The organism is Bradyrhizobium sp. 134, assembly GCF_023074155.1.
GTDB lineage: Bacteria > Pseudomonadota > Alphaproteobacteria > Rhizobiales > Xanthobacteraceae > Bradyrhizobium.
The window spans coordinates 425459-439533 of sequence record NZ_JADPKX010000034.1; the positions used below are offsets into that span (position 1 = coordinate 425459).

Here is a 14075-nt window from a genome sequence, read left to right on the forward strand (position 1 = left end):
CCTCACTTGACGGCGGTCTTTTCGAACTGCCGCAGCATCGTGTTGCCGCGCTCGACGGCGGCATCCAGCGCCTGCTTGGCGGTCTTCTTGCCGGCCAGCGCCTGCTCGATCTCTTCCGACCAGACGTCACGCAGCTGCACCATGTTGCCGAGGCGCAGGCCGCGGGAGTTCTCGGTCGGCTCCTTGTTGGTCAGCTCGAGCAGCGGGGTCTCGAGATAGGGCTGATCCTTGTAGAAGCCCTCTTCCTTCGCCTTGGCATAGGCCGCCTTGGTGATCGGCAGGTAGCCCGAGGCCTTGTGGATATAAACTTGGCGATCGGTGTCCGAGAGGAAGGTCAGGAACTTTGCGACGCCCTTGTATTCCTCGGCCGACTTGCCGCCCATCACCCACAGCGAAGCGCCGCCGATGATCGAGTTCTGCGGCGCGCCCTTGACGTCGGGATAATACGGCATCGGCACGGCGGTGAAGGCGAACTTGGCCTGCGCCTTGACGTTGCCGAAGAACGCCGACGATGTCAGGTAGATCGGGCACTCGCCGGAGGTGAAGCGACCCTCGCCGGTGTTGGTCCGGCCGGCGTAGTCATAGGTCTTGGTCTTCTGCAGCTCGACCAGGGTTTCGAGGTGCTTGACCTGAAGCGGTCCGTTGAACTCGAGCACGGTGTCGAAGCCGTCGAGGCCGTTGGCCTTGCTGGCGAGCGGCACGTTGTGCCACGCCGAGAGCTGCTCGAGATTGACCCAGGTGATCCAGGAGCCCGAGAAGCCGCAGGTGTCGTGACCGGCAGCCTTCAGCTTCTTGGCGGCCTCGAACGTTTCGGGCCAGGTCTTCGGAATCTCGACGTTCGCCTTCTTCAGCTCGTCCAGGTTCACCCACATCACGGTCGAGGACGAGTTGAAGGGGAATGAGAGCATCTCGCCCTTCGACGTCGAATAATAGCCGGTGATGGCGGGCAGGTAGATCTTGGGGTCGAACTTCTCGCCGGCGTCGGCCATCAGCTTGTAGACGGGCTTCACGGCGCCGGTCGCGGCCATCATGGTCGCGGTGCCGACTTCGAACACCTGCATGATGTGCGGGGCGTTGCCGGCGCGGAATGCCGCGATGCCGGCGTTCATCGTATCGGGATAGTTGCCCTTGTAGGTCGGGATCACCTTGTAGTCGCTCTGCGACGCGTTGAAGTCGGTGGCGAGCTTGACGATGACGTCGTTGTTGGCGCCGGTCATCGCGTGCCACCACTGGATTTCGGTCACGGCCAAGGCCGGTGAGGCCGATAGTCCAACCGTGAGTGCAATAGCGGCAGCCGCTCCAAAGTGTCGAAGAGCCATCAAGTAAACCTCCCTTGGGCCGTCAAAAATGATCGCTTGCGCTAGCAGCGCCATATGACGTTCACATGACTGTGTAAGCGGCCGAAACGAAAGCGGCAAGCGCTGGAAAAGGGAAGCTGTCAAATAGGCGAATGCCGCGCGAGCAGCGTCCTCCGTTCGCGATGCACAGAGCGCCCCGCACCGCAGTGCGGCATTGCCGTCGGATGTGGAAGGCGAGGCGCTAGCGCTTGCGCTCGGGTCCGCAGACCGTGCCCTGCTCGACCATCGCGTCGATCTCGGACCTGGAGTAGCCGAATTCGCCCAGCACCTCGGCCGCGTGCTGGCTGAATTTCGGCGGCAGGCGCCGCAGGCTCGGCTTGCTGCGATCGAGCCGGATCGGGGATGCCACGCCCTTGTACCAATCCTTCTCGATGATATCGCCGCGCGCGATCGTGTGCGGGTTGGTCAACGCCTGGTCGATCTTCTGCACGGGGCCTGCGGGCAGGCCCGCGGCGAGCAGGCGATTGCACAGCGGCTCGGCCTCGTGCTGGCTGAACACGGCGGCGAGCTCGGCGCGCAGTGCCTCGCGATTGGCGATGCGGTCCTTGTTGCGCGCAAAGCGCGGATCGGTGCCGAGCTCGGGCTTGCCGATCTCCTTGGCGAGCTTGCGGAAGGTGCCGTCATTGCCGACGCCGATGAAGATGTTGTCGGTCTTGGTCGGGAAGATCGCATAAGGCACGAGGTTGGGATGCTCGTTGCCAGTGAGCGACGGCGGCTTGCCATGCATGAAATAATTCGCGGTGTGCGGATGCATGATGGCGAGACCGGTCTCGTACAGCGTGGTCTCCAGGAACTGGCCCTGGCCCGAGCGCTGCCGCTCCGACAGCGCCATCAGGATGCCGATCGCCGCATAGAGGCCGGTGCCGATGTCGACCAGCGGCACGCCGATGCGCATCGGCCCGCTCTCGGGCGAGCCGGTCGCCGCGATCATGCCGGTCATGGCCTGGATGATGGCGTCATAGCCGGGGTTGCCGCCGCGCGGGCCGTCGGCGCCGAAGCCGCAGATCCGGCAATGCACGAGGCGCGGGAATTTCTTGCTGAGCACCTCGTTCCCGATGCCCCATTTCTCCAGCGTGCCCGGCTTGAAGTTCTCGATCAGGACGTCGGCGCTCTCCAGCATCTTGAGCAGCACGGCCCGGCCGCCCTCGGAGGCGAGGTCGAGGCCGATCGAGCGCTTGTTGCGGTTGATGCCGATGAAATAGGCCGCGTCTTCTTCGTGGAAGGGAGGGCCCCAGTCGCGTACCTCGTCGCCGGCGGGCGGCTCGACCTTGATCACGTCGGCGCCATGGTCGGCTAGGATCTGGGTGCAATAGGGACCGCCGAGCACGCGCGTGAGATCGATGACGCGCAGGCCGCTCATTGCGCCCGTGGCAGCTCCAGAACTGGCGGCTTCAGTCATCCCTTCGCGTCCCCTGTGTCGATATTGATCACAGGCCTAACGAGGTTCGTCCGGGCCGGCAATGGCTTCCCGCGTAGGGCGTCATGCAGGCCGCTCGCCGCAATCCCGCGGGATGGCAAATCATGGGAAGCGGCCGGTCCGAGAGGATCCCGGGCCAGCCGCTTCAGCTACCCGATCAGACGACCGTCAGGCGAACGTCGACATTGCCGCGCGTCGCGTTGGAATACGGGCACACCTGGTGCGCCTTCTCGACCAGCGCCTCGGCTTCCGCGCGGGCGAGGCCCGGCAGCGAGACGGCAAGGTCGATGTCGAGACCGAAGCCGCCGGCCGCGCGCGGGCCGATGCCGACGGTCGAGGTCACGGAGGCGTCGGCCGGAACCTTGGGGCCGCCCTGCGAGGACACGAACTTCATCGCGCCGATGAAGCAGGCGGCATAGCCCGCCGCAAACAGCTGCTCGGGATTGTTGCCGGCACCGCCGCCGCCGCCGAGTTCCTTCGGCGTGGTGAGCTTGACGTCGAGCGCGCCATCGAGGGTCGCGGCATGGCCGTCGCGGCCGCCGGTGGCCTTTGCGCTGGTCTTGTAGAGGACGTTCACTGACATTTTCGTCTCCCTGTGTTTCTCGGGTGGGGTGCAATCCTTATCGCAAGCAATTAGATTGTGCGCAATTTAAATTACAGTGCCTCACATTTAATTGTTCGCAATTGAATATGCCGCCGGCCGGCCCCAGAATGGAGCAAGTCCCGTGAGATTCTCGATGCCCCGGAAACATTCGGCAGCGGACGCGCCGCTTCGCCTCGACAACCAGATCTGCTTCGCGGTCTATTCGGCCGCGCATGCCTTCAACCGCGTCTACAAGCCGCTGCTGGATCGGCTCGGCCTGACCTATCCGCAATATCTCGTGATGCTGGTGCTGTGGGAGCGCGACGACGTGCCGGTGAAGAGCATCGGCGAAAAGCTGCACCTGGATTCGGGCACGCTGACGCCGCTGCTCAAGCGGCTCGAGGCGGCCCACCTCGTCAAGCGCACGCGCTCGAGCGAGGACGAACGTCAGGTGCTGATCGCGTTGACGCCGCAGGGCCAAGCCTTGAAGGACAAGGCGCGCGCCGTGCCGCAATCGATCCTGGCGGCGACGGACTGCTCAGTCTCGGAACTGGTCGCGATGAAGGACGAGATCGTGGCGCTGCGCGATCGGTTGAATGCGGTGATTGGGGAGTAGGGGTTAGGTTTGCGTGCTTAGGACAGCCGCTTCTTTGTGAACGCCCGGCCGGAGTGAGACTTCAGGTACGCTTCAAAAGCGAGCGCTTTGTGCTTGTCAGGGAAGGCGCAGTACCAGATCAGCATCCAAGGCTTGAACTTGGCGGTGTGGGTGGATTTGCTAGCATTGTGCTCTGGAATCCGGCGCTTCAGATCTTCCGTAGCCCAACGTATTCCTGCTCAGGAAATTCGATGCTGCGGAGGATGTAGACGTACCACATTGACGATTATCGCCTGGGCAGCCGCTGTGTCGGAATCTCACCAGTCCGTCTTCGCCCTTCGGGCTTCGCCGGACACCACGCTTCGCCCTTCAGGCTGTGCGCGGCTGCGCCACGCGTAGCCTGAAGGGCGAAGCGTGGTGGAGCCAGGCGGGATCGAACCGCCGACCTCTTGCATGCCATGCAAGCGCTCTCCCAGCTGAGCTATGGCCCCTTAACCGTCCGACGCGCCTTGGGCGACGCGTCGGGAAAGACCCAGAACCACAGTTCTGGAATTATCTCAAGTCTCTTCGTCACCGCCGACATCACCAATGATGTCGGTCACGTCCTCATCGCCTTCTTCGTCGTCGGCGATAAAGGTCGAATCGTCGTCGTCATCGTCCTCGATGGTCTCATCGACTTCGATGTCGTCCTCGGATTCGGGCACGACGGCCTTGACCTTGCCGGTGTTCTCCTCGGCATCGGCCTCCTCGAGCGAGACCTCCTCGACCTCCGCCGGCTCCGGCGTGGCGTCTGCGGCAGCGGCTGCGTGGCGGGCTTCGGCGCCGCGGGGCGCGCGCGCCGGCGCGATGGGCGCGATCGGCACGACTTCCCCGGTATAGGGCGAGATCACCGGATTCTTGTTGAGGTCATAGAACTTTTTGCCCGTGGTCGGGCAAATACGTTTAGTTCCGAGTTCGGACTTGGCCACGGCAGAGGAATCCTGGAAATGTCTGAAAAGCGGTGCTTCACTTGGCTAGTTGGCGGCCCGCTGTCAATAGCGCATTGCGGGAGAACGACATGCCCGTGACGACGGGGAGACCATGTGGTACCTGCCCCGCGAGTCCCGCAGGGACGTTTCGGGCCTATCCAAGGACACAGAGTTGACCGATTCCGACAAGCCGACGCCGCTCCAGTCGCGCGCCAGCGGCCCCCTGACCGGGAAAGTACGGGTGTCCGGAGACAAGTCGATCTCCCACCGTGCCCTCATCCTCGGCGCGCTCGCGGTCGGAGAGACACGAATTTCGGGCCTCCTGGAGGGCGAGGACGTCCTCAACACCGCCAAATCCATGCAGGCGCTGGGCGCCAGGGTCGAGCGCACCGGAGATTTCGCCTGGAAGGTGAACGGTGTGGGTGTCGCGGGCTTCGGGGAGCCCAAAGTACCGCTGGATTTCGGCAACTCCGGCACCGGCTGCCGGCTCGTCATGGGCGCCGTCGCGGGCTGCCCGATCTCTGCGATTTTCGACGGCGATGCCTCGCTGCGCACCCGGCCCATGCGCCGGATTCTGGACCCGCTGGAAAAGATGGGTGCGAAGGTCGTCTCCGGCGGCGAGGGCGGCCGCCTGCCGCTGACCGTCCAGGGTGCGCGCGATCCGCTGCCGATCACCTACAAGACGCCGGTGGCCTCGGCCCAGATCAAATCCGCCGTGCTGCTCGCCGGTCTGGCCGCGCCGGGCACCACGACCGTCATCGAGACCGAGGCCAGTCGCGACCACACCGAACTGATGCTCAAGCATTTCGGCGCCGAGATCACCTCGGTGCAGGAAGGTCAGCACGGCCGCCGTATCACGCTCGTGGGGCAGCCTGAGCTGCATGGCGCCAATGTCGTCGTGCCCGCCGATCCCTCATCGGCGGCGTTCCCCATCGTTGCTGCGCTGATCGTCGAAGGTTCCGACCTCGTCCTGTCCGATGTCATGACCAATCCGCTGCGCACCGGTCTTTTCACCACGCTGCGCGAAATGGGTGCCTCGATTGAGGAAAGTGAAGTTCGCGGCGACGCCGGCGAGCCGATGGCAAAGCTGCGCGTACGCGCCTCGAAATTGCGCGGTGTCGAGGTGCCGCCGGAGCGCGCACCGTCGATGATCGACGAATATCTGGTGCTGGCGGTGGCGGCCGCCTTCGCCGAGGGCACGACCATCATGCGCGGCCTCCAGGAGCTCCGCGTCAAGGAATCCGACCGTCTCGAAGCCACCGCCGCCATGCTCCGCGTCAACGGCGTCAAGGTCGAGGTCTCCGGCGACGATTTGATCGTCGAAGGCCGCGGCCACGTTCCCGGCGGCGGCGTTGTGGCCACCCACATGGACCATCGCATCGCGATGTCCGCGCTGGTGATGGGCTGCGCGTCGGACCAGCCGGTGACCGTCGATGACACCGCCTTCATCGCCACCAGTTTCCCGGATTTCATCCCGATGATGCGTTCGCTTGGGGCCGAGTTTTCATGATCATCGCCATCGACGGGCCCGCGGCGTCGGGCAAGGGCACGCTCGGCAAGCGTCTTGCCCACCATTACGGCTACCGTCATCTTGATACCGGCGTGATCTATCGCGCGGTGGCCTATTCCCTGATGCAGTCCGGTCATGATCTCCGGGACGAGGCAGCCGCGGTCGCTGCGGCGCTGGAACTCGATCCCGAGAAGTTCGGCAATCCCGCCCTGAAGACCCAGAAGGCCGGCGAGGGCGCCTCCATCGTCTCGGCGATCCCAAGGGTGCGCGAGGCCCTGGTCAGCTTTCAGCGGCAATTCGCCGCCGATCCGCCCGGCGCCGTGCTCGACGGTCGGGATATTGGAACGGTGATCTGCCCCGATGCCGACGTGAAGATCTTCGTCGTGGCCGACCCCAAGGTCCGTGCCCGCCGCCGGACCATGGAGGCCAAGGCGCGGGGCGAGGAGGCCGACGAGGCGGCCGTGCTCGCCGACATCATCCAGCGCGACGAACGCGACAAGAACCGGGCGATCGCCCCCCTGAAGCCGGCCGCGGATGCTTACTTGCTAGATAACTCCCAACTGGATATAGAAGGCGGCGTCCGGGCCGCCATCGACATTATCGAGGCCGTCCGAGCGGGCCGGTCGCGGGGTTAAGCCGCTGCCGTCATTGGAGGAAGCGCCCGCTCCCGCTCTTTGAGGTCGATACTCTCGGTCCCTGCTTGGGGCCGACGCGATCCAGGTTCCGGACAAAAGATTTCCACGTATCGAATGCGCGGGCCTCAGCCGGCCCGCTTCCGCTGTTCCGCCCTCCAGGTCGGAGCAGCGAGCGGTCGCTCGAAGGTTCTGCGGACCTTCCGACACTGCGCGTACGGTGCGCCCAAGAACCCAACGGCCGGCATGACATCCGCAACTGGAGAACAAATGGCTTCGACTTCTGCTGATACCTATAGCCCGTCGCGCGACGATTTCGCCGCGATGCTCGACGAGTCCTTCGCAGGCGGCAACCTGCAGGAAAGCTCAGTCATCAAGGGCAAGGTTGTTGCAATCGAAAAGGACATGGCCGTCATCGACGTCGGCCTGAAGACCGAGGGCCGCGTTGCCCTGCGCGAATTTTCCGGCCCCGGCCGTGACAGCGAGCTCAAGGTCGGCGACGAGGTTGAAGTGTTCCTCGACCGGATCGAGAACGCCCTCGGCGAAGCCGTGCTGTCGCGCGACAAGGCGCGCCGCGAAGAGAGCTGGGGCAAGCTCGAGAAGGCCTTCCAGAACAACGAGAAGGTCAACGGCGTTATCTTCAACCAGGTCAAGGGCGGCTTCACCGTCGACCTCGACGGTGCCGTGGCCTTCCTGCCGCGTTCGCAGGTCGACATCCGTCCGATCCGCGACGTTGCGCCGCTGATGAACAACTCGCAGCCGTTCCAGATCCTCAAGATGGACCGTCGCCGCGGCAACATCGTCGTGTCGCGCCGCACGGTTCTCGAAGAGACTCGCGCCGAGCAGCGTCAGGAGCTGGTGCAGAACCTCGAAGAGGGTCAGGTCATCGACGGCGTGGTCAAGAACATCACCGATTACGGTGCGTTCGTTGATCTCGGCGGCATCGACGGTCTGCTGCACGTCACCGATATCGCGTGGCGCCGCGTCAACCATCCGACCGAAGTGCTCTCGATCGGCCAGACCGTGAAGGTCAAGATCATCAAGATCAACCACGAGACGCACCGCATCTCGCTGGGCATGAAGCAGCTGTTGGACGATCCGTGGCAGGGCATCGAAGCCAAGTACCCGCTGGGTGCCCGCTTCACCGGTCGCGTCACCAACATCACCGACTACGGCGCGTTCGTCGAGCTCGAGCCGGGCATCGAAGGCCTGATCCACGTCTCCGAGATGTCGTGGACCAAGAAGAACATGCACCCCGGCAAGATCGTTTCGACCTCGCAGGAAGTCGAAGTGCAGGTGCTGGAAGTGGATTCCGTCAAGCGCCGCATCTCGCTCGGCCTCAAGCAGACCATGCGCAACCCGTGGGAGGTCTTCGTCGAAGGTCACCCGACCGGTTCGACGGTCGAGGGCGAAGTCAAGAACAAGACCGAGTTCGGTCTGTTCCTGGGCCTCGAGGGCGACGTCGACGGCATGGTCCATCTCTCCGACCTCGACTGGAAACAGCCGGGCGAGCAGGTGATCGACAACTACAAGAAGGGCGACATGGTGAAGGCCGTGGTGCTCGATGTGGACGTCGAGAAGGAGCGTATTTCGCTCGGCATCAAGCAGCTCGAAGGCGACCCCTTCGCCGAGCCGGGCGATGTCAAGAAGGGCGCGGTCGTGACCTGCGAAGTGATCGAAGTGAAGGAGAGCGGCATCGAGGTCAAGATCACCGGTACCGACTTCACCACTTTCGTGAAGCGCTCGGAGCTCGCCCGTGACCGCAACGATCAGCGCGCCGAACGCTTCGCCGTCGGCGAGAAGGTCGATGCCCGCGTGATCCAGTTCGACAAGAAGGCCCGCAAGGTCCAGGTGTCGATCAAGGCGCTCGAAGTCGCCGAAGAGAAGGAAGCCATCGCGCAGTACGGCTCCTCCGATTCGGGGGCGACGCTCGGCGACATCCTCGGCACCGCGCTCAAGAACCGCGACACCAAGTAAGCGAAACGCAGGTTTCGCTGCATCAAAGCCCCGGCGCAAGCCGGGGCTTTTTTTGTTGTTGAGGCCGTAGCCTGGATTGAGCGAAGCGAAATCCGGGATTCGTGCGGCCGGCGGGATTCGCCTAGATTGCGATTCGCTCCTCCGGGCTACCGCCTCCAATCGGGCTACGCGGCAGCCGGCCTTGTTTTCTTCTAATTGCGCCGCAATTGATGTATCCAGATAAGCCAATGCTGACGCTGCGACGGCACAACGCGCTTGGCCTTTCATTTGGAGATATTGAGATGTCGCTCGATTCGGACATCATCGTCGATCGCCGCAGGATCCGCCGCAAGCTGACGTTCTGGCGCGTATTGGCCGCGCTGATCGCGGTCGCGGCGATCGCAGGTTTCGCGCTGGTCGCGACGCCGGGTGCGCGCGGCACGTTCGCGTCCGCTGGCTCGATCGCGCGGGTCCAGATCGACGGCCTGATCCGCAGCGATTCCGATCGCACGCAGGCGCTGGAGCGGCTGGAGAATTCGCAGGCTGCCGCCGTCATCGTTCACGTCAATTCGCCGGGCGGCACCACCGCCGGCTCTGAGCAGCTCTATGATTCGCTGGTACGGCTGAAGGCAAAGAAGCCGCTCGTCGTGGTCGTCGAAGGCCTCGCCGCCTCCGGCGGCTACATCACCGCGATCGCGAGCGATCACATCATCGCCCAGCAGAGCTCGCTGGTCGGCTCGATCGGCGTGCTGTTCCAATTCCCGAACGTCTCGGAGCTGTTGAAGACCGTCGGCGTCAAGGTGGAGGAGGTAAAATCCACGCCGCTGAAGGCCGCGCCCAACGGTTTCGAGCCGACCAGCCCCGAGGCACGGGCGGCGCTCGATGCGCTGGTGAAGGATTCCTATGCCTGGTTCAAGGGATTGGTGAAGGAACGGCGTGGCATGGATGACACGCAGCTCGAGAAAGTGGTTGATGGCCGTGTCTTCACCGGACGCCAGGCCATCGATCTCAAGCTGATTGATCAGATCGGCGACGAGAAGACCGCGGTGACCTGGCTGGTCGAGCAGAAGGGCGTCAAGAAGGGGCTCTCCGTGCGCGATTACAAGCTGCAGCCGCGCTTCAGCGATCTGCCGTTCCTCAAGACGGCGACCGCAGTGACGCTGGAAGCACTGGGTTTAGGCTCGATTGCGCATCAAATCGCGCAAACCGGCGTCGTGCAGGCGGTTGATCGGCTCGGAATGGATGGAATGCTCGCCTTGTGGCAGCCGGCGTCGAACTGACTGGAACCGGGCGAGCCCCAGAGGTTTTTCCCGTTCGGCGCGTGCAGGGCCAGCCTGCTTTTTCGGCATTTGTCACGTATTTTCACGACGCTCAACCTTCATTTAGCGTCTTGACAGATCACGGTATTTTCACGGAAATGGTCGTCCGCACGCTCCCGGGTCCTATCTCTCGATGATCAAATCCGAACTTGTTCAGCGTATCGCCGAGCACAACCCGCATCTGTACCAGCGGGATGTCGAGAACATTGTGAATGCGATTCTCGAAGAGATCGTAGCGGCTCTCGCGCGCGGTGACCGCGTCGAGTTGCGCGGCTTCGGTGCCTTCTCGGTCAAGCATCGCCCTGCACGCGCAGGGCGCAATCCGCGCACGGGCGCCCATGTGCCTGTCGATCAGAAGAGCGTTCCGTTCTTCAAGACCGGCAAGGAAATGCGCGAACGGCTGAATCGCGACCATCCGGATCCAGGCGCGCCAGACTGAGGTCCACCTCAGGGTTTCCCGCGGTCGCCAGCGATGCGGCCGCAACCTTGATTCAAGGCGAGCGAGCCGAGATGCGAAAATTCCTGACCGCGCTGGTCGTGATTCCGCTGGGCCTGATCCTGATGGTCTTTGCCGTCGCCAACCGGCATTTCGTCACGGTCTCGTTCGATCCCTTCGTGTCCAACGACCCGTCATTCTCGGTCACGCTGCCGCTGTTCCTGCTCCTGATCGTGGTGGCTGCGCTCGGGGTGGTCGCGGGTGGTTGTGCCGTCTGGTTGGGCCAGCGGCACTGGCGGCGTGCTGCGCGCCGGCATGACGCGGATGCGCGGGCCGCGCGAGGCGAGCTGGCCGATCTGCGGGCCCAGTCTGCCGCAGCAAGGCCTGAGTCCCAGCGCCTCCCCGTTCCCTCCGGGGTGGGGCTTTACGGGTCCGTCGGGCGAGACAAGCAGCGCGCGACGTTGTAGAAGCGGCCGCAACCGAAAAGCCCGTTTTCCGGCCGCGGACCTGCGGCCTCCATTTGCTTTGAGCCCATATCCGTCGAGAACATGTCCTTGCTCGTCAAAATCTGCGGCCTGTCCACGCCCGAGACGCTCGAAACGGCGCTCGAGGCGGGTGCCGACATGGTGGGTTTCGTGTTCTTCCCGCCGTCGCCGCGACATTTGTCGCTGGAAGCCGGCCGGGAGCTCGGCCGGCAGGTGAAGCGGCGCGCGCTCAAGGTCGCGCTCACTGTCGATGCCGACGATGCCACGCTCGACAACATCATGGACGCGCTGTCGCCGGACATGTTCCAGCTTCATGGCACGGAGAGCGTGGCCCGGCTGCGCGACATCAGGCAACGGTTCGGTCGTCCGGTGATGAAGGTCGTGCCGGTCGCAACATCAGCCGATCTCGCCGTGCTGCCCGGTTACGCAGAGGTTGCCGAACGCATCCTGTTCGATGCGCGCGCACCGAAGGACGCAACGCGGCCGGGCGGCCTCGGTGCACCGTTTGATTGGCATCTGCTCGGAAACCTGGAGCTCGCGGTGCCGTATATGGTCTCGGGCGGCCTCAGCGCCGACAACGTCGCCGAAGCCGTTCGCGTCACCCGGGCCGGTGGCGTCGACGTCTCCTCCGGTGTCGAGAGCGCCCCAGGCGTGAAAGACCCCGAGATGATCAAGGCCTTCATTCGCGCCGCGCGCGCAAGCCAAGATGCAAGTCAAGAGTTGAGCGTCCGATGAATGTTGTAAAACCCAATTCCTATCGCAGCGGCCCCGACGAGCGCGGCCATTTCGGCATTTTCGGCGGACGCTTCGTTGCCGAAACCCTGATGCCGCTGATCCTCGATCTGGAGAAAGCCTACACCGAGGCCAAGGCCGACCCGGCCTTCCAGACCGAGATGAACGGCTATCTCAAGAATTATGTCGGCCGGCCCTCGCCGCTCTATTTCGCCGAGCGTCTGACCGAGCATCTCGGCGGCGCGAAAATCTACCTCAAGCGCGAAGAGCTCAACCACACCGGCTCGCACAAGGTGAACAACGTGCTCGGCCAGATCATGCTGGCGCGACGCATGGGCAAGAAGCGCATCATCGCCGAGACCGGTGCCGGCCAGCACGGTGTCGCCACCGCGACGCTGTGCGCGCGCTTCGGCCTCGAATGTATCGTGTACATGGGCGCCGTCGACGCCGAGCGGCAGCAGCCCAACGTCATCCGCATGGAGATGCTGGGCGCAACGGTCATTCCAGTGCAGTCGGGCACGCGCACGCTGAAGGACGCCATGAACGAGGCGTTGCGCGATTGGGTCACCAACGTGCACAACACGTTTTACTGCATCGGGACGGTCGCGGGTCCGCATCCCTATCCGACGCTGGTGCGCGACTTCCAGTCGATCATCGGCAACGAGACCAAGGCGCAGATGCAGGAGATTGAAGGCCGGCTGCCGGATTCGCTGGTCGCCTGTATCGGCGGCGGCTCCAACGCGATGGGCCTGTTTCATCCGTTCCTCGACGATTCCACCGTCGAGATCTTCGGCGTCGAAGCTGCGGGCCACGGATTGACGCAATTGCATGCGGCATCGATCGCCGGCGGCCGTCCGGGCGTGCTGCACGGCAACCGCACCTATCTCCTGATGGATGCGGACGGCCAGATCCAGGACGCGCATTCGATCTCCGCGGGCCTCGACTATCCCGGCATCGGCCCCGAGCATTCCTGGCTGCACGAGATCGGCCGCGTGAACTATCTCTCCGCGACCGACGACGAGGCGCTCGCAGCGTTCCAGTTGCTGTCAAAGCTGGAAGGCATCATCCCCGCGCTCGAGCCGGCACATGCCATCGCCAAGGTGATGGAGCTCGCGCCGAAGCAGACAAAAGATCACCTGATGGTCGTCAACCTCTCCGGCCGCGGCGACAAGGACGTCCCGCAGGTCGGCGACATCCTGCGGGGCAAGAGCAAGTGACCACGCGTATCGACACCCGTTTCGCCGAGCTGAAGAAAGCCGGCCGCGCGGCCTTTGTCACTTTCGTGATGGCCGGCGATCCCGATCCGGCGACCTCGCTCGAGATCATCAAGGCGCTGCCGAAAGCGGGCGCCGATGTGATCGAGCTCGGCATGCCCTTCACCGATCCGATGGCCGACGGCCCGTCGATCCAGGCGGCAGGCCTGCGCGCGCTCAAGGCCGGCATGACGCTGAGGAAGACGCTCGATCTCGTGCGCGGCTTCCGCAAGGACGACAGCACCACGCCGATCGTGCTGATGGGCTACTACAACCCGATCTACATTTATGGCGTCGACAAATTCCTGGTCGATGCGAAGAGCGCCGGCATCGACGGCCTCATCATCGTCGACCTGCCGCCGGAAGAGGACGACGAGCTCTGCCTGCCCGCGATGAAGGCCGGCCTCAATTTCATTCGGCTTGCAACGCCGACGACCGACGACAAGCGTCTGCCGGCGGTGCTCGCCAACACCTCGGGCTTTGTCTACTACGTTTCGATCACCGGCATCACCGGCGCTGCGGCCGCGGACTCCACGGCCGTCGGCGAGGCAGTTGCCCGCATCAAGCGGCACACAAAACTGCCGGTCTGCGTCGGCTTTGGCATCCGTACACCGGAGACCGCCCGCTCCATTGCCTCGCATGCCAATGGCGCCGTGGTCGGCACCGCGCTGGTCGACGCCCTCAAAAACAGCCTCGATGCGGACGGGCACGCCACTGGCAAAACCGTCAACGCCGTCGCCGAGCTGACGGCGGCACTGGCCCAGGGCGTCAAAGGCGCGCAACAGGCGGCGGAATAGGCCATAATTCCGCTGCCAAATCCGACGAGCAAGT

General features: G+C 64.1%; 14 protein-coding genes, 1 tRNA gene and 1 pseudogene. 10 read left to right on the top strand and 6 right to left on the bottom strand.

The features are described 5' to 3' along the window. Positions 1-2: 2 nt before the first annotated feature. The 3 genes from ugpB to IVA75_RS11740 all read right to left on the bottom strand — a co-directional run bounded on the left by ugpB (position 3) and on the right by IVA75_RS11740 (position 3358). On the bottom strand, positions 3-1319 hold the full coding sequence (gene ugpB, locus IVA75_RS11730; protein WP_027566173.1) for a sn-glycerol-3-phosphate ABC transporter substrate-binding protein UgpB: 1317 nt from the start codon (positions 1317-1319) through the stop codon (positions 3-5). A 220-nt stretch (positions 1320-1539) separates the two neighbouring features. After that, entirely contained in the window at positions 1540-2757 is a 1218-nt protein-coding gene (locus IVA75_RS11735; RefSeq protein ID WP_247285088.1) for a CaiB/BaiF CoA-transferase family protein, read from the bottom strand. A gap of 175 nt (positions 2758-2932) precedes the next feature. Then, positions 2933-3358 (bottom strand): organic hydroperoxide resistance protein, encoded by a 426-nt coding sequence (locus IVA75_RS11740; RefSeq protein ID WP_007598424.1) that lies wholly within the window; start codon positions 3356-3358, stop codon positions 2933-2935. A 154-nt stretch (positions 3359-3512) separates the two neighbouring features. Here IVA75_RS11740 and IVA75_RS11745 point away from each other — a divergent pair, with 154 nt between their 5' ends. After that, on the top strand, positions 3513-3974 hold the full coding sequence (locus IVA75_RS11745) for a MarR family transcriptional regulator (RefSeq protein ID WP_247285089.1): 462 nt from the start codon (positions 3513-3515) through the stop codon (positions 3972-3974). A 17-nt stretch (positions 3975-3991) separates the two neighbouring features. Here the strand turns inward: IVA75_RS11745 and IVA75_RS11750 are convergent. The 3 genes and pseudogenes from IVA75_RS11750 to IVA75_RS11760 all read right to left on the bottom strand — a co-directional run bounded on the left by IVA75_RS11750 (position 3992) and on the right by IVA75_RS11760 (position 4921). After that, positions 3992-4233: pseudogene (locus IVA75_RS11750) on the bottom strand (GIY-YIG nuclease family protein). A gap of 135 nt (positions 4234-4368) precedes the next feature. Beyond that, positions 4369-4444: transfer RNA gene (locus IVA75_RS11755), tRNA-Ala, on the bottom strand. A 66-nt stretch (positions 4445-4510) separates the two neighbouring features. Continuing rightward, positions 4511-4921 (bottom strand): TIGR02300 family protein, encoded by a 411-nt coding sequence (locus IVA75_RS11760; protein WP_007598417.1) that lies wholly within the window; start codon positions 4919-4921, stop codon positions 4511-4513. A gap of 172 nt (positions 4922-5093) precedes the next feature. Here IVA75_RS11760 and aroA point away from each other — a divergent pair, with 172 nt between their 5' ends. The 9 genes from aroA (at position 5094) to trpA (ending at position 14041) form a co-directional block, all read left to right on the top strand. Then, positions 5094-6431 (top strand): 3-phosphoshikimate 1-carboxyvinyltransferase, encoded by a 1338-nt coding sequence (gene aroA, locus IVA75_RS11765; RefSeq protein WP_247285090.1) that lies wholly within the window; start codon positions 5094-5096, stop codon positions 6429-6431. Then, positions 6428-7066, top strand: a complete 639-nt coding sequence (cmk, locus tag IVA75_RS11770) for a (d)CMP kinase (protein WP_247285091.1) — start codon at positions 6428-6430, stop codon at positions 7064-7066. Before aroA ends, cmk begins: the two co-directional genes overlap by 4 nt. Positions 7067-7333: 267 nt before the next feature. After that, positions 7334-9040, top strand: a complete 1707-nt coding sequence (rpsA, locus tag IVA75_RS11775; RefSeq protein WP_027566167.1) for a 30S ribosomal protein S1 — start codon at positions 7334-7336, stop codon at positions 9038-9040. Between the two features lie 281 nt (positions 9041-9321). After that, positions 9322-10299 carry a signal peptide peptidase SppA gene (gene sppA / locus IVA75_RS11780; RefSeq protein ID WP_247285092.1) on the top strand — a complete coding sequence of 326 codons (978 nt, stop codon included), beginning with the start codon at positions 9322-9324 and terminating at the stop codon, positions 10297-10299. A 172-nt stretch (positions 10300-10471) separates the two neighbouring features. Continuing rightward, the gene (locus IVA75_RS11785) at positions 10472-10777 is read left to right on the top strand and encodes an integration host factor subunit beta (RefSeq protein ID WP_007598410.1); all 306 of its coding nucleotides are present in this window, start codon (positions 10472-10474) and stop codon (positions 10775-10777) included. 71 nt (positions 10778-10848) lie between these two features. Continuing rightward, positions 10849-11241 carry a lipopolysaccharide assembly protein LapA domain-containing protein gene (locus tag IVA75_RS11790; RefSeq protein ID WP_247285093.1) on the top strand — a complete coding sequence of 131 codons (393 nt, stop codon included), beginning with the start codon at positions 10849-10851 and terminating at the stop codon, positions 11239-11241. 81 nt (positions 11242-11322) lie between these two features. Further along, the gene (locus tag IVA75_RS11795) at positions 11323-11994 is read left to right on the top strand and encodes a phosphoribosylanthranilate isomerase (RefSeq protein ID WP_027566164.1); all 672 of its coding nucleotides are present in this window, start codon (positions 11323-11325) and stop codon (positions 11992-11994) included. Next, entirely contained in the window at positions 11991-13208 is a 1218-nt protein-coding gene (gene trpB / locus IVA75_RS11800; protein WP_247285094.1) for a tryptophan synthase subunit beta, read from the top strand. The genes IVA75_RS11795 and trpB overlap by 4 nt, the downstream gene beginning before the upstream one ends. After that, positions 13205-14041 (top strand): tryptophan synthase subunit alpha, encoded by an 837-nt coding sequence (gene trpA, locus IVA75_RS11805; protein WP_247285095.1) that lies wholly within the window; start codon positions 13205-13207, stop codon positions 14039-14041. The genes trpB and trpA overlap by 4 nt, the downstream gene beginning before the upstream one ends. Positions 14042-14075: the final 34 nt, after the last annotated feature.

Excerpts from the sequence above, each read along its gene's own strand:
- ugpB (WP_027566173.1), bottom strand. The coding sequence starts at position 1,319 with ATGGCTCTTCGACACTTTGGAGCGGCTGCCGCTATTGCACTCACGGTT.
- IVA75_RS11735 (WP_247285088.1), bottom strand. The coding sequence starts at position 2,757 with ATGACTGAAGCCGCCAGTTCTGGAGCTGCCACGGGCGCAATGAGCGGC.
- IVA75_RS11740 (WP_007598424.1), bottom strand. The coding sequence starts at position 3,358 with ATGTCAGTGAACGTCCTCTACAAGACCAGCGCAAAGGCCACCGGCGGC.
- IVA75_RS11745 (WP_247285089.1), top strand. The coding sequence starts at position 3,513 with ATGCCCCGGAAACATTCGGCAGCGGACGCGCCGCTTCGCCTCGACAAC.
- cmk (WP_247285091.1), top strand. The coding sequence starts at position 6,428 with ATGATCATCGCCATCGACGGGCCCGCGGCGTCGGGCAAGGGCACGCTC.
- rpsA (WP_027566167.1), top strand. The coding sequence starts at position 7,334 with ATGGCTTCGACTTCTGCTGATACCTATAGCCCGTCGCGCGACGATTTC.
- sppA (WP_247285092.1), top strand. The coding sequence starts at position 9,322 with ATGTCGCTCGATTCGGACATCATCGTCGATCGCCGCAGGATCCGCCGC.
- IVA75_RS11785 (WP_007598410.1), top strand. The coding sequence starts at position 10,472 with ATGATCAAATCCGAACTTGTTCAGCGTATCGCCGAGCACAACCCGCAT.
- IVA75_RS11790 (WP_247285093.1), top strand. The coding sequence starts at position 10,849 with ATGCGAAAATTCCTGACCGCGCTGGTCGTGATTCCGCTGGGCCTGATC.
- IVA75_RS11795 (WP_027566164.1), top strand. The coding sequence starts at position 11,323 with ATGTCCTTGCTCGTCAAAATCTGCGGCCTGTCCACGCCCGAGACGCTC.
- trpB (WP_247285094.1), top strand. The coding sequence starts at position 11,991 with ATGAATGTTGTAAAACCCAATTCCTATCGCAGCGGCCCCGACGAGCGC.